Annotated in this window: 13 protein-coding genes; 9 read left to right on the forward strand and 4 right to left on the reverse strand. The window is 71.6% G+C overall.

The features are described 5' to 3' along the window. Positions 1 to 3 precede the first annotated feature (3 nt). Positions 4 to 357, forward strand: coding sequence for a coenzyme f390 synthetase (locus OJ254_RS27740; protein WP_265364561.1), 354 nt, complete (start codon positions 4 to 6; stop codon positions 355 to 357). A 20-nt stretch (positions 358 to 377) separates the two neighbouring features. Here the strand turns inward: OJ254_RS27740 and OJ254_RS27745 are convergent, their stop codons facing one another. Next, positions 378 to 1,280, reverse strand: a complete 903-nt coding sequence (locus OJ254_RS27745; protein WP_265364562.1) for a LysR family transcriptional regulator — start codon at positions 1,278 to 1,280, stop codon at positions 378 to 380. A gap of 82 nt (positions 1,281 to 1,362) precedes the next feature. Beyond that, on the reverse strand, positions 1,363 to 1,887 hold the full coding sequence (locus OJ254_RS27750) for an ATP-binding protein (protein WP_265364563.1): 525 nt from the start codon (positions 1,885 to 1,887) through the stop codon (positions 1,363 to 1,365). 196 nt (positions 1,888 to 2,083) lie between these two features. On the opposite strand from OJ254_RS27750, the gene OJ254_RS27755 reads away from it, so the two are divergent. Together OJ254_RS27755 and OJ254_RS27760 are read left to right on the forward strand one after the other, a co-directional pair. After that, complete coding sequence (locus OJ254_RS27755) at positions 2,084 to 2,317, forward strand: DUF397 domain-containing protein (RefSeq protein WP_265364564.1); 234 nt, start codon at positions 2,084 to 2,086, stop codon at positions 2,315 to 2,317. Positions 2,318 to 2,446: 129 nt separating this feature from the next. Next, on the forward strand, positions 2,447 to 3,352 hold the full coding sequence (locus tag OJ254_RS27760; protein ID WP_265364565.1) for a helix-turn-helix domain-containing protein: 906 nt from the start codon (positions 2,447 to 2,449) through the stop codon (positions 3,350 to 3,352). Between the two features lie 86 nt (positions 3,353 to 3,438). Here the strand turns inward: OJ254_RS27760 and OJ254_RS27765 are convergent, their stop codons facing one another. Beyond that, positions 3,439 to 4,254: an SAM-dependent methyltransferase gene (locus OJ254_RS27765; RefSeq protein WP_265364566.1), complete on the reverse strand. Its 816-nt coding sequence runs from the start codon at positions 4,252 to 4,254 to the stop codon at positions 3,439 to 3,441. A 295-nt stretch (positions 4,255 to 4,549) separates the two neighbouring features. Between OJ254_RS27765 and OJ254_RS27770 the strand changes: the two genes are divergently transcribed. The 3 genes from OJ254_RS27770 to OJ254_RS27780 all read left to right on the forward strand — a co-directional run bounded on the left by OJ254_RS27770 (position 4,550) and on the right by OJ254_RS27780 (position 8,079). Beyond that, complete coding sequence (locus OJ254_RS27770; protein WP_265364567.1) at positions 4,550 to 5,167, forward strand: ATP-binding cassette domain-containing protein; 618 nt, start codon at positions 4,550 to 4,552, stop codon at positions 5,165 to 5,167. Between the two features lie 55 nt (positions 5,168 to 5,222). Continuing rightward, a complete protein-coding gene (locus OJ254_RS27775; RefSeq protein WP_265365337.1) occupies positions 5,223 to 6,041 on the forward strand; it encodes a class I SAM-dependent methyltransferase in 819 nt (272 codons plus the stop codon). A gap of 316 nt (positions 6,042 to 6,357) precedes the next feature. Further along, a complete protein-coding gene (locus OJ254_RS27780; protein ID WP_265364568.1) occupies positions 6,358 to 8,079 on the forward strand; it encodes an Ig-like domain-containing protein in 1,722 nt (573 codons plus the stop codon). Positions 8,080 to 8,255: 176 nt separating this feature from the next. Here the strand turns inward: OJ254_RS27780 and OJ254_RS27785 are convergent, their stop codons facing one another. Continuing rightward, positions 8,256 to 8,795 carry a DUF6314 family protein gene (locus tag OJ254_RS27785; RefSeq protein WP_341483742.1) on the reverse strand — a complete coding sequence of 180 codons (540 nt, stop codon included), beginning with the start codon at positions 8,793 to 8,795 and terminating at the stop codon, positions 8,256 to 8,258. Between the two features lie 231 nt (positions 8,796 to 9,026). Here OJ254_RS27785 and OJ254_RS27790 point away from each other — a divergent pair, with 231 nt between their 5' ends. From OJ254_RS27790 to OJ254_RS27800, 3 genes are read left to right on the forward strand one after another with little or no spacing between them, the layout of a single operon-like run. Next, positions 9,027 to 10,496 (forward strand): aldehyde dehydrogenase family protein, encoded by a 1,470-nt coding sequence (locus OJ254_RS27790; protein WP_265364569.1) that lies wholly within the window; start codon positions 9,027 to 9,029, stop codon positions 10,494 to 10,496. Then, positions 10,493 to 12,112: an APC family permease gene (locus tag OJ254_RS27795; protein WP_265364570.1), complete on the forward strand. Its 1,620-nt coding sequence runs from the start codon at positions 10,493 to 10,495 to the stop codon at positions 12,110 to 12,112. The genes OJ254_RS27790 and OJ254_RS27795 overlap by 4 nt, the downstream gene beginning before the upstream one ends. 14 nt (positions 12,113 to 12,126) lie before the next feature. Beyond that, positions 12,127 to 13,689 carry a GMC family oxidoreductase gene (locus OJ254_RS27800; protein ID WP_265364571.1) on the forward strand — a complete coding sequence of 521 codons (1,563 nt, stop codon included), beginning with the start codon at positions 12,127 to 12,129 and terminating at the stop codon, positions 13,687 to 13,689. Positions 13,690 to 13,891 lie beyond the last annotated feature (202 nt).

Below are 13,891 nucleotides of genomic sequence, written 5' to 3' on the forward strand. Positions count from 1 at the left end.
TCGATGACGCATGGACGGACGTTTTCGGCATCTTCCCTGGGGGCCATCATCAATCCGCAGGACGTCGCACACGGGCTGTACGAGGACAATCCGCTGGCCGGGCTGATCGAGGGGTTCTGTGTGGCGCCGGCCGGCGGTGAGCTGGAGTCCCGGCCGGTCGTCCATGTCGAGCTGCGGCCGGGGGTGCGGCTGTCGGCCGTCGAGGCGGACCGGCTGGCGCTGGCCTGCCAGCAGGGCGTGCTGCGCCAACTGGCGGCCGGCTGCCGGGACTTCCTCCCCTCACCGGCGGACTGCCCCTCGGCCCACGAGGTCGCGATCACCCTGCACGGCTACGGCACCGGGCCGTTCGCCTCCTAGGACCTGTCCGGTCAGCACACCTAGAGCATCCCGCGCGCCCGCCGGGCCCGTGCGGCGAAGTGGGTGACGGCGAGGTCGCGGAACCGCGTGGCCGCCGTCGAGAGGTAGCCGTCCTCGCGGCGCACCAGGCTCAGGATCCGTGCGCAGTCGGGGGCGTCGATGCGCAGCCAGGCCAGCGGGGCGGCGGCCAGGTCGGCGCGGGCGATGGAGGGCATCAGGCCGATGCCGAGGCCGGCCATGACGAGGAAGTGGGTGGCGCCGGGTTCGTCGCCCTCGCAGCCGATGACCGGGCGGCGGTCGATGGTGGCGAACAGCCGGTCCAGCAGGGCGCGTTGCCAGTGTCCGGGGCGGGTGGTGATGAAGGGCTCGTCGGCGAGTTCGGCCACCGTCACCCGTTCCCGGCCGGCCAGCGGATGCGCCGTGGGGACCGCGAGCAGCACCTCCTCGTGCAGCAGTCGCACCGCGCCGAGCCCGGGTCCGGTCAGCGGCTGCGAGGCGACGCAGAAGTCCACCTCGCGGGTGCGCAGGTGCTCGCGCATCAGGTCGGGGGTGGACTGGAAGCAGCGGACGGTCACGGCGGGGTGGGCGGCGCGGAAGCCGGCGAGCAGTTCGGTCAGCGGCAGCAGGGTCTCCGCGGCGATGGTGACGCTGCCGTTGTCGAGTCCGGCGGCGTCGGCCATCTCGCGGCGGGCGTCGTCGAGTTCGGCCAGGGCCCGTTCCACCCGGGCGAGGAAGGCGGCGCCGTGGCGGTTGAGCCGGATCGTGCGGCCCTGCCGGTCGAAGAGCGGCAGGCCCAGTTCGGCTTCGAGGCGGGCGATGGTCCGGCTCACCGAGGGCTGGGCCACCCGGAGTTCCTCGGCGGCGCGGCTGATGTGTTCCCGGCGCGCGACGACCCGGAAGTACCGCAGGGACAGCAGATCCATCGGTTCCTCGGGCCTTCCGGTCGGACGACGGCGACCCGGAAATGGTCACACGGGGCGCACCGGAGGGCCGGGGGACGGTGTCTCAGCCGTGCAGCGACACCGTGGCCCACACCGTCTTGCCCGAGTGGTCCGGCGGGGTCCAGCCCCAGGCGTCGCTGAGCCGGTCGATGAGGTGCAGCCCCCGGCCGGATTCCGCCAGCGGGTCGGGGGTGCGGACGACGGGTGCGTCGGTGCCTGCGTCGGAGACGGCGCACAGCACGGCGGTCTCCTGCCGGGTCAGGGCGAGCCAGGCCGGGCAGACCGGCGCGGGCACCACACAGAACCCGCGGGCGACCGGCGCCGCGTCCGCCTCCTCCGCACGGAGGCCGTGCCGCAGTGCGTTGCTGACGAGTTCGGTGACGACCAGTGCCGCGTTCTCGGTCACGTCCGCGGCGAGTTGCCAGCCGGTGAGGGTCGAGCGGGTGAAGCGACGGGCCTCCGCCACGGTCTGCGCGGAGCTGCTGAGGGCACAGGCGGCGAAACCGTCGGGGGCGGGCATCCACCAGCTCTCCTCGAACGCTTCCTCTCGAAGGGCGTCGTACACGGTCTCTGCCGGATGAGCGGTCATCAACGTCTCCGCGAGGGCGATTTCGGGGCTGGGCCGGACTGCCTTGGAGAGCTAATATCCTCGGCAGCCGTCACTCGGTGCAAGTGCATCTGCAATTACATCGGCAAGGACGGTCGCTCAGGGGCTCGTTCACGCCAACGTGACCGCGGGCTCGGGATCGGTCGGAGGGATGCCCTCCAGCAAGGGAGCAGGTCTGATGGAGTCGGTGACCAACGGCATGCAGGCGACCCGCATCGAGGGCGCCGTGTGGCGCAAGAGCCGCCGCAGCAATCCCAGCGGCAACTGCGTTGAGCTGGCCGTCCTTTCGGACGGCGGGGTGGCCGTGCGCAACTCCCGGTTCACGTCGGGGCCGGCGCTGATCTACACCCGCGACGAGATGGCCGCCTTCGTCCAGGGCGCCAAGGACGGCGACTTCGACGACCTCATCTGACGCACCGGCGGCATATGCCGCGGAGATTGGCGCATATGTCGTTCGGATAGTCGACCTGACTGTACGAACACGTGGCGCGATGGGACACTGGGCGTTCGCCCGACCACTCAGGGGAGTCAGGGAGTCAGCATGAGTGAGGCGCAGCCGAGCAGTGGTGCGTCCCTGCGCCGGTATCTCGACCATCCGAGGGGCGGCCCGACCGTCCTGCGGATCGTGCTGGGCACACAGTTGCGCCGGCTGCGCGAGGCGGCCGGCGTCACCCGCGAGGCCGCCGGGGACGCCATCCGCGGTTCGCACGCGAAGATCAGCCGCCTGGAGCTCGGCCGGGTCAGCTGCAAGGAGCGGGACGTCGCCGATCTGCTGACGCTCTACGGCGTCACGGACGACACGGTCCGCGACGACTTCCTCAAGCTGGCCCGGCGGACCAGCAGTCCGGGCTGGTGGCACCAGTACGGCGATGTGCTGCCCGGCTGGTTCGAGACCCATCTCGGCCTGGAAGAGGCCGCGTCGGTGATCCGTACGTACGAAGTGCAGTTCGTGCCGGGCCTGTTGCAGACCGCGGACTACGCCCGTGCGGTGGCGCAGCTCGGCCATCCGCGGTCGACGCCCGAGGAGATCGAGCGGCGGGTGCGGCTGCGCGTGCAGCGGCAGGAGTTGCTGACGCTGCCGGACGCGCCGCGGGTGTGGGCGGTGCTCGACGAGGCCGCGCTGCGCCGTCCGCTGGGTGGCCGGGAGGTGATGGCGGGCCAGCTGAGACATCTGCTGACGATGTCCGAGCTGCCGAACGTCACGCTGCAGATCGCGCCGTTCAGCCTCGGCGGCCTGGCGGCGGCCGGTGGTCCGATCACGATCCTGCGTTTCCTAGAGCCGGATCTGCCGGACATCGTCTATCTGGAGCAGCTGACCAGTGCGCTGTATCTGGACAAGCGCGATGACGTCGACCACTACCTGGCGGTGATGGACCGTCTCAGCGCCCAGTCGGAATCGCCGCGCGAGTCGCTGGCCATGCTGGAGCGCATGCTCAAGGAGATCTGATACCGCTCACACTGGTCTGATGCGGCGACGAGCGGCGGGGCGCCCGGTGTGCTCGCGCCGCTCGTCGCCGTCCGGGGCCGGGTGCGTCAGACCTTGCGGGCGACCCCGCCGTACTCGATCCACTCCAGGGTCAGCTGCTTGGGGCCGATGTCCGCGTCCGGCTTCCAGGTCGAGACCTCCACCAGCCCGGGTTCCTGGATCTCCAATCCCTCCAGGAATCCGGCCAGTTCGTGCGCCTGGCGGACCCGTCCCCAGTTGCCGTGGGTCTGCTCGGCCATGAAGTTCGTGACGAAGTCACGGGTCGCGGCGTCCTCGCTGACCAGCTGGCACACCACCAGGAAGCTGCCCGGGGCCAGCCGGTCGGCGACCCGCTTGATCAGGCCGCCCGGGTCGTCGGTGTCCGGGATGCAGTGGAGCACGGAGACGAACAGCGCGGCGACCGGCCGGCTGAAGTCGATCAGCCGCTCGACCTCCGGGCTGCCGAAGATGCCGTCGGTGTCCCGCATGTCGGCCTGGATGACCGCGGTGTTGACGTTCTCCTCCAGCAGCGCCCGGCCGTGCGCCAGCACGATGGGGTCGTTGTCGACGTACACCACCCGGGCCTCCGGGTCGACGCGCTGGGCGACCTGGTGGACGTTGTCCTGGGTCGGCAGGCCGGAGCCGTGGTCGACGAACTGCCGGATGCCGTGTTCGGTGGCCAGCCAGCGCACCACCCGCTGCAGGAAACGGCGGTTGTTGAGGGCCAGCACCTGGGTGCTCGGCACGACCTTGCTCAGCTGCTCGCAGGCCTCGCGGTCGACGGCGTAGTTGTCCTTGCCGCCGAGGTAGTAGTCGTACATCCGCGCCACGCTCGGGACGGTCACATCGACGGTGCTGGACTGCGGTGCTGATTCTTGGCTCATTCGACACTTTCCCGTCGCTTCGACAGCCCTCGGCCATGGCGCGGCAACGGCGCCGTTCCGTGTCGGAACGACCACGCCGCGCAGTCCAACATACCTATGGAGTGGCGGCTGTTGCAGGTGAGTGACGAGGGTTCTTACGTCTCGTCAGTGGCTCCCTGCTACGGCAGGGAACGCACGCCGCGCCGCCGATTCTCATCACGCTCTCACCCACCGCTTATCGTCCGGTCACGCCCCTTTCCTACGGTCGGCGAAAGGCGCGCCGCGGGCCCGCCCGGCGGCCGGAGGAGAGCGCACCATGTACCACCTGACCGGCGTGACCACGCGCTGCCGGAGCGGCCGGGACGGGGTGACGGTGCGCGCCCGGCTGGCCCGGATCCGCACCGAGTCGATCGGGGTGGTCCGCGGAGGGGACGGCGGTCTCGTCCCGGGGCTCACCGCGTGGCAGAACGTGGCGAGCGCGCTGGTCCCGCTGCGGCTGCGCCCCGCCGACCGTCAGGAGCTCGCCGCGGATGCTCTGGCGGAGGTCGGTCTCGGAGCTCAACCCTGGGCATTTCCGGCCGAGTTGACGGATGGGGAGCGGCGGCGGGTGGCGCTGGCGCGGGCGCTGGTGAAGCGGCCGTCGGTGCTGCTGGCGGACGAGCCGACCGCCGGTCTGGACGCCCGGGAGCACACCGGGCTGGTGGAGCTGTTCGTACGGCTGTGGGGCGAGCGGCGGGTCTGCTGCGTGGTGACCACCACGGACGCCGCGCTCGCCCGCCGGGCACCACGGCTGGCGACGCTCACCGCGGGCCGGGTGACCGTCCTCGACGGCCACCGGCGCACGGTTCCGGCCGTCCCTTCTGGTGGCTCTTCCGCACGGGCGGTAGAAGGGAGGGATGACCGTCGTGACGAGTACATCCGGGGACAGCGGTGAGCAGGGGGACGGTGGGCGGATACCGCCGCGGCCGGCAGCTCCCGGCGTCGCGGAGATGATCCGCGCCAACCAGGCCAACTGGGACGCCCGCACCCCGGTCCATGTGGCCAGCGAGTTCTACGGGCTGGACGGTTCACGGACCGCCGAGCACTGGTTCGCGCCGTTCGAGTGGGCGGACCTGGGCGAGCTCGACGGGCGCGACGTGCTGCATCTGCAGTGCCACCTGGGCACCGAGACGGCCGCGTTCGCCGACCGGGGGGCGGCGCGCACGGTGGGCCTGGACTTCTCGGCCGCTGCGGTGCGGGAGGCCCGGCGGCTGGCCGATGAGGCGGGCCGGGACATGGAGTTCGTGCGGGCGGACGTGCACGACGCGGTGTCCGCGCTGGGCGGCCGCCGCTTCGATGTGGTCTACACGGGCAAGGGCGCGCTGTGCTACCTGCCGGACCTCGCCGCGTGGGCGGGGGTCGTCAGCGAACTGCTCCGGCCCGGTGGGACGTTCTACCTGGTGGAGTTCCACCCGCTGCTGGACGCCCTCGGCCCGACGCCGGCCCCGGAACGGCAGGACCTCCGGCTGCGCCATGACTACCTGGGCGGCCGCGGCTCCGTCCGGAGCGATACGCCGCACACCTACACCGACGGGCCGCCGGTGCGCGGCGCCACCACCAGTTACGAGTGGCGGCACGGCATCGGCGAGGTGATCACGGCCGTGACCGGTGCCGGCCTCTCCGTCCAACTGGTGCGGGAGACCGAGCTGTTGCCCTGGAAGCGGTTCGACGCCATGGTGCCCACCGAGAACGGCTGGTGGCGGCTGCCGCCGTCGGAGCCGTTCATTCCGCTGCTGTACGCACTGCGGGCGGTCAAGCCGCACGACTAGCGGCGGCCACGGAGCCGAGCCCCTTTACCCCACATATGCACCTGCCGTCGTCACGGACACGCCGACGCACGCTCCGCCAATCGGGTTGCCTTGTGCCCCGTCCGTGGTCCCGCGTGCGGCCGCTCGCTTCAATGAGTGGTACCGACGGTGGGTGCCCATCCCCTGGCGGGGACCACGGACGGCTGCCTGCACGATGCAGTCCGCTGTGCTTCTTCAGGGCACCCCCGGCAGGAGAGCGCGATCGGCACAGGGTTCTGACTGTGCGGCGCGACGGCCCCACCTCCCAAGCGGAGCCTTCGAAAGGGGCTGTCCAAACATGGCGCTCATCCTCACTCTGACCCCGTCGACCGTCGCGGCGGGACAGACTTTCCAGGCCACGGTCACCGGTGCCGCACCGGGCGAAGCCATCACCGTCACGTACGACGCGCAACCGCCGGTGACGGTCACCGCCGGCGGCACCGGTAGCGTGACCTTGACGCTCACGGCAACCACATCGGGGCTGGTGGTGGCCACCGGCCCGACAAGTGGAACCGGCGTGGCGACGCTCACCGTGACCACATCGAACTGTGTGGTCACCGTGACGTCCACACCTGCCAACCCGACCGCCGGCCAGCCCGTCACCGTCTCCGCCACCGTCACCTGCAACGGAGTCCCGGTCCCCGGGGCGTCGGTGGTCTTCACCTCGAACGGCGGCGTCGCCCTGGGGGTCGCCACCACCGACGCCTCCGGTCAGGCCAGCGTGACCAGCAGCGCGCTGCCGGCGGGCGTCAACGTCGTGACCGCCACCGTGGTCTCCGCCAACACCACCTGTACCTGTGTCGGCGTCACCGGCACCGTGACCGTCAACGTCCAAGCGGCGACCAACTGCGTGGTCACCGTGACGTCCACCCCCGCCAACCCGACCGCCGGCCAGCCCGTCACCGTCACCGCCACCGTCACCTGCAACGGGGCCCCGGTCCCCGGCGCGGTGGTCACCTTCGTCTCCGGCGGCGGCAGCCTCAATCTGGGCGCCGCCACCACGAACGCCTCCGGCCAGGCCAGCGTGACCACCAGCGCGCTGCCGACCGGCGCCAACGTGGTCGTCGCCACCGTGGTCTCCGCCAGCACCACCTGCACCTGCGTCGGCGTCACGGGCACCGCGACCGTCAATGTCACAGCGGCGACCAACTGCGTGGTCACCGTCTCCTCCACCCCCGTCAACCCGACCGCCGGCCAGCCCGTCACCGTCACCGCCACCGTCACCTGCAACGGAGTCGCGGTCCCCGGCGCGGTCGTCACCTTCACCTCCGGCGGCGGCAGCCTCAATCTGGGCGCCGCCACCACGAACGCCTCCGGCCAGGCCAGCGTCACCACCAGCGCATTGCCGGCCGGCGCCAACGTCGTCGTCGCCACCGTGGTCTCCGCCGAGACCACCTGCACCTGCGTCGGCGTCACCGGTACCGCGACCGTCAACGTCGCAGCGGCGCCCACCTGCGTGGTCACGGTGTCCTCGACGCCGGCCAACCCGACCGCCGGCCAGCCCGTCACCGTCACCGCCACCGTCACCTGCAACGGGGCCCCGGTCCCGGGCGCGATGGTGCTCTTCTCCACCTCCAGCGGCGCCCTGGGGGTCGGCACCACCAATGCCGCCGGACAGGCCAGCGTGACCACCAGTGCGCTGCCGGCCGGCGTCAACGTCGTCACGGCCACGGTGATCTCCTCTTCAGGCGCCTGCACCTGCACCGGTGTCTCCGGCACCGTGACGGTGAACGTCGGCGTGGGAACCCCCGTGCTGACCGCGAAGCCGGCCTGCTACCTGCTGAACTTCCCGCCGGTGCCCTGGGCGTTCGCCCACGCCACGTTCAGTGTGAGCGGTGCCACGCCCGGTTCGACGGTGACCTTCTCCGTGCTGGGAGGCACGGTGTGCACGGCCGTGGCCGACGCAAGCGGCAACGCCACCTGCACCGGCAACCTCAGCGTCACGCAGGTGCTGGCCTCCACCTACACCGCGACCAGCGGCGGGGTGACGGTCACCGGCAGCCTGAAGGCCTGCACCTGATGCCCCTCACCGGCTCCCGTACGGCAGCGCCGGGAACGCGCCGCGCACCGAACCATCGGGGCCGGCCAGTGAATTGACGAGCGACCGCACACCACAGCCGTCCCCCGTAACGCAACTACGGGGGACGGCTGCTTGCCCTCAGGATAGGGGCGCGAGGTACGTGCTGACCGCCGTTCTCAGTCCGTCCGCCGCCGGTACACCGTGCGCAGCAGCTGCCGCTTGGCCGGGCCGGTGACCCGCCACTCCAGGTGCCATTCGTCCGGTGAGCGGACCGTGAAGGTCCCCTCGTAGCGGTCCTCGGCGCAGGGGTGGACGGGGGTCCAGCGGCCGGTGGTGAGGTCGAGGTCGTGGAAGGGCCGGCCGTCGGCGAAGTCGATCTCGGCGCCGCCGTCGGGGCGGGGCCGCAGGCGGAGCGTCCGGCTCGCCGGGTAGGCCGTGCCGTCCCAGGTCAGCTCGCCCTCCTCGACGTGCAGCAGCGCGCCGCCGGCCGGGTCGGGCCGGAAGTCGGCGGTGCCGTGGAAGCGGCCCTCGGTGCCGGTCCGCAGGTCGTGCACGGTGCGCTCGATGCTCCAGCGTCCCAACAGGTACCCGGCGACATCGGGGATCGGGTGCAGCGGACCCTGGTGCGGTGCCGCCACGTGCGGGTCCTCGTGCGGGCCCTCCTCGTGCGGGTCCGGAGCCTGCCGCTCCGCGTCTGCTGGCTGCGCGCTGGACATGCCCCCATTCTCCCGTCCGCCCGCCCCGTCACCCCATCGGCCCCACCCGGGGCCCCGCCGCTCTCCGCCGGCCCTCCGTACCGTGCGGACCCATGGTGGCGGTCTTACGCTCGGTGCAGTGATCGTCACGGAGGTGCGCACGGCGGCCGGACGGTGGCCGGGCGCCCCCGGACCGTCCGCCGTGCCCCGCGCTGCCGCCCCGTGAGCGCCCGGAGAACGAAAGGCACCACCATGCCGGAGCTGTTCATCGGTGGTCAGTGGACCGCAGCGGCCGACGGGCAGGTGCGGGAGATCCGCTGTCCGGCGGACGGCACGCTGGTCGCGACCGTCGACGAGGGCGGGCCGAAGGACGTCGCGGCGGCGATCAGCGCGGCCCGCACCGCCTTCGACGACGGCCCCTGGCCGCGCACACCGGCGGCCGAGCGCGGCCGGCTGGTGCTGCGCGTCGCCGAGCTGCTGCTGCGCGACAAGGACGCGCTGGCCAGGGCGGAATCGCTGGACACCGGCAAGCGGCTGGTGGAGAGCGAGTACGACATGGACGACATCGCCAACTGCTTCCGCTACTTCGGCAACCTCGCCGCGGCCGGCGGCACGGACCGGGTGGTGGACACCGGGATGGCGGAGACCGACAGCACGGTGCGGCACGAGCCGGTCGGGGTGTGCGCGCTGATCACCCCGTGGAACTATCCGCTGCTGCAGACCGCGTGGAAGGTCGCGCCCGCACTGGCCGCCGGCAACACCTTCGTGCTCAAGCCCAGCGAGCTCACCCCGCACACCGCCGTCCACCTGATGCGGCTGCTGGACGAGGCCGGGCTGCCGGCCGGTGCCGGCAACCTGGTGCTGGGCACCGGCCCGGTGGTGGGCGCACCGCTGACCGAGGATCCGCGGGTGGACATGGTGTCGTTCACCGGGGGCCTGCTCACCGGGCGGCGGATCATGGCCGCGGCGGCGCCGACGGTGAAGAAGATCGCGCTGGAGCTGGGCGGGAAGAACCCGAACATCGTCTTCGCGGACGCGGACTTCGACACCGCGGTCGACTACGCCCTGACGGCGGTCTTCCTCCACTCGGGACAGGTCTGCTCGGCGGGCGCCCGGCTGCTGGTCCAGGAAACCCTGCACGACGCGTTCGTGGACGAGCTGGTCTCGCGCGCCCAGCGGATCCGGCTGGGCGGGCCGTTCGACGAGCACGCCCGCACCGGCCCGCTGATCTCGGCCCAGCACCGGGCCAAGGTCGAGGCGTATGTGGCGGCCGGGCTCGACGAGGGAGCGGTGCTGCTCTGCGGCGGCTCGGCGCCGGACGACCCGTCGCTGTCCAACGGCTACTACTACCTGCCGACGGTGCTGGACGAGTGCACGCCGGACATGTCCGTGATCCGCGACGAGTCGTTCGGCCCGGTGCTGACCGTCGAGCGGTTCCGCGACGAGGACGAGGCCGTCTCGCTCGCCAACGACACGGTCTACGGCCTGGCCGGGGCGGTGTGGACGCAGGACGCCGAGCGCGCGCACCGGGTCGCCGCGCGGCTGCGGGCCGGGACGGTCTGGATCAACGACTTCCACCCGTACGTGCCGCAGGCCGAGTGGGGCGGGATGAAGCAGTCCGGTGTGGGCCGGGAGCTGGGGCCGGCGGGGCTGGCGGAGTACCAGGAGGCCAAGCACGTCTGGCGCAATACCGCGCCACGGCCGCAGAGGTGGTTCGAATGACCGGCCCCGGCCCGTCCCGCCCGGAACCCGGGAACGACCCCGCCCACGGGACCGACCCCGCGCACGGGGACGACCACGAGCACGACGACGCCTCGCTCGCCGAGCTCGGCTACAAGCCGGAACTCAAGCGCACGCTGGGCAACTTCCACACCTTCGCCGCCGGGATCAGCTACATCTCCATCCTGACCGGCACCTTCCAGCTGTTCTACTTCGGTATCGCGCACGGCGGACCGGCCTACTGGTGGTCCTGGCCGATGGTGTTCGTCGGCCAGCTGATGGTCGCGCTGTGCTTCTGCGAGCTGGCCGCCCGGTATCCGGTGGCCGGTTCGATCTACAACTGGTCCAAGAAGCTGGGCGGTCCGCACATCGGCTGGCTCGGCGGCTGGCTGATGCTGACCGCGTCGATGGTGTCGCTGTCCGCGGTGGCACTGGCCTACCAGGTCACGCTGCCGCAGATCTCCTCGTGGTTCCAGTTCATCGGCGACGGCACCGGGAAGTCCGCGGCCGCCAACGCCGTCCTGCTCGGCACCGTCCTGGTCGCCTTCACCACCCTGGTCAACGCCTTCGGCGTGAAGCTGATGGCCCGGATCAACTCCGCGGGGGTGGCGATCGAGCTGATCGCCGCGATCGTCCTGGTGCTGCTGCTCGCCGCGCACGTCACCCGCGGCCCGAGCGCGGTCACCGACACCTTCGGCCTCGGCCAGGGAGAGACCCTCGGCTACTTCGGCGCGTTCCTCACCGCGTCGCTGGCCTCGGCGTACGTCATGTACGGCTTCGACACCGCCTCGTCGCTCGGCGAGGAGTCCAAGGACCCCGGCCGCAACGCCCCGCGCGCGATCCTGCGGGCCCTGATCGCGTCCTTCGTGATCGGCGGGCTGATCCTGCTCTTCGCCCTGCTGTCGGTACCGGACCTGCACGCCAAGGAGCTGTCGGTGGACGGCCTCCAGTACGTCGTGCTGGCCACCCTCGGTTCGACGATCGGGCAGATCGTGCTGTGGTGCGTGGTCATCGCGATCACGGTGTGCGAGCTGGCGGTGCACACCGCGGGCATCCGGCTGGCGTTCGCCATGGCCCGGGACAACAACCTGCCGGCCGCCTCGCTGCTGGCCAAGGTCAGCCCGCGGTTCCAGACGCCGGTGCTGCCCGCGATCATCATCGGGCTGGTGGCGGTCGGCATCCTGTTCCTCAATGTCAACCAGCCGCAGATCTTCTCGGTGATCACCAGCATCGCGATCATCATGATCTACCTGGCGTACCTGGCCGTGACGCTGCCGATGCTGGTGCAGCGGCTGCGCGGCAACTGGACGCCGCTCAAGGGCAAGTTCTCCCTGGGCAGATTCGGGCTCCCGGTCAACGTCCTGGCGGTGCTGTGGGGCGCGGGCATGTCCCTCAACCTCGCCTGGCCGCGCGCCGCGGTCTACAACGCGACCGGCCCGCAGCACTGGTACCTGCGCTGGGGCGCGTTCCTGTTCATCGGCGTCGTCGCGCTCGGCGGCTTCGCCTACTACTGGTTCGTCCAGCGCAAGAAGACCGGTGTGCTGGCCATGCACGCCGCCGAGCTCCCCGACGACACCCTGCCGGGCGGCCCGGGCACCCCTCCCTCCCCCTCCCCCTGACTGGAGACGGCCCGATGTCCCAAGAGATCGCTGCGGACGAGTTCGACTACGTCGTGGTCGGTGGCGGCACGGCCGGCGCGGTCGTGGCGGCACGGCTCAGCGAGGACCCGGCGGTCACCGTGTGCCTGCTGGAGGCCGGCCCGAGCGACGTGGACGACGACAACATCCTGCGGCTGGACCGCTGGATGGGCCTGCTGGAATCCGGATACGACTGGGACTATCCGGTCGAGCCGCAGGAGAACGGCAACAGCTTCATGCGGCACGCCCGCGCCAAGGTGCTGGGCGGCTGCTCCTCGCACAACTCCTGCATCGCCTTCTGGGCGCCCGCCGAGGACCTCGACGAGTGGGCCGCGCTGGGCTGCACGGGCTGGCACTCCCTGGACACCTTCCCGCTCTACACGCGCCTGGAGAGCAATGACGCGCCCGGTGACCACCACGGCCGCACCGGCCCGGTCACCCTGCGCACCGTCCCGCCGCACGACCCCTGCGGGGTGGCCCTGCTGGAGGCGTGCGCGGCGTCCGGGATCCCCACCACCCCGTTCAACACCGGCCGGACCGTCGTCCGCGGCGCCAACTGGTTCCAGATCAACTGCCGCCCCGACGGCACCCGTTCCTCGTCCTCGGTGTCCTACCTCCACCCCGTCATGGGCACCCGCCGCAATCTGGACGTCCGCACCGGCCTCCAGGCCAAGCGGCTGACCTTCGACCCGGACCGGCGGTGCACCGGTGTGGACTACCTGGCCCCGGACCTGATCCGCACCCACGGCGTACGCGCCCGCCGCGAGGTCATCGTCTCCTGCGGCGCCATCGACACCCCGAAGCTGCTGATGCTCTCCGGCATCGGCCCGGCCGACCACCTCCGCGACGTCGGCGTGGACGTGCTGCTCGACTCCCCCGGTGTCGGCGCGAACCTCCAGGACCATCCGGAGGGCGTGATCATGTGGGAGGCCAAGCAGCCGATGGTCACCTCGTCGACGCAGTGGTGGGAGATCGGCATCTTCGCCGACACCGAGCCGGGCCTGGACCGCCCGGACCTGATGTTCCACTACGGCTCGGTGCCGTTCGACCTGAACACCTACCGCCGCGGCTACCCCACCTCGGAGAACGCCTTCTGCCTCACCCCGAACGTCACCCGCGCCCGCTCCCTGGGCACCGTGCGCCTGCGCACCCGGGACTTCCGCGACAAGCCGAGGGTCGATCCGCGCTACTTCACCCACGAGCACGACGTCCGGGTGATGCTGCACGGCCTGCGGCTGGCCCGCGAGATCGTCGCCCAGGCCCCGATGGCCGACTGGGCGGGCCCGGAACTCGCGCCGGGCCCCTCCGCCCGGTCCGACGACGAGCTGCTGGACTACGTCCGCGCCACCCACAACACCGTCTACCACCCCGCCTGCACGGTCCGCATGGGCGCCGCCGACGACCCGGCCGCCCCGCTCGACCCGGAACTGCGGGTCAAGGGCGTCAGCGGTCTGCGGGTGGCCGACGGCTCCGCGATGCCGTTCCTGCCGGCCGTGAACCCGTGCATCACCACGATGATGATCGGCGAGAAGTGCGCCGACATGGTCCGCGCCACATGACCCCCGTGCCCGCCGGTGCCACCCCTCGCGAGCACATCAAAGACCTACGAGGTGGGCTCCCTTCGCCGGCATGGTCCGGATCAGGTGCTTGGGGGTCGCCGTCCGGTCCGCATGACCTTTCAGCCTCTCAGCCCGACCTTCACTCGCGTCCTCGGCGAGAACCGAAGTCCTCGTTGCGAGGTCCGCTCCAATCGGACTCCCT

The sequence above is a fragment of the Streptomyces endophytica genome (assembly GCF_026153355.1).
Classification (GTDB): Bacteria; Actinomycetota; Actinomycetes; order Streptomycetales; family Streptomycetaceae; genus Streptomyces; species Streptomyces endophytica.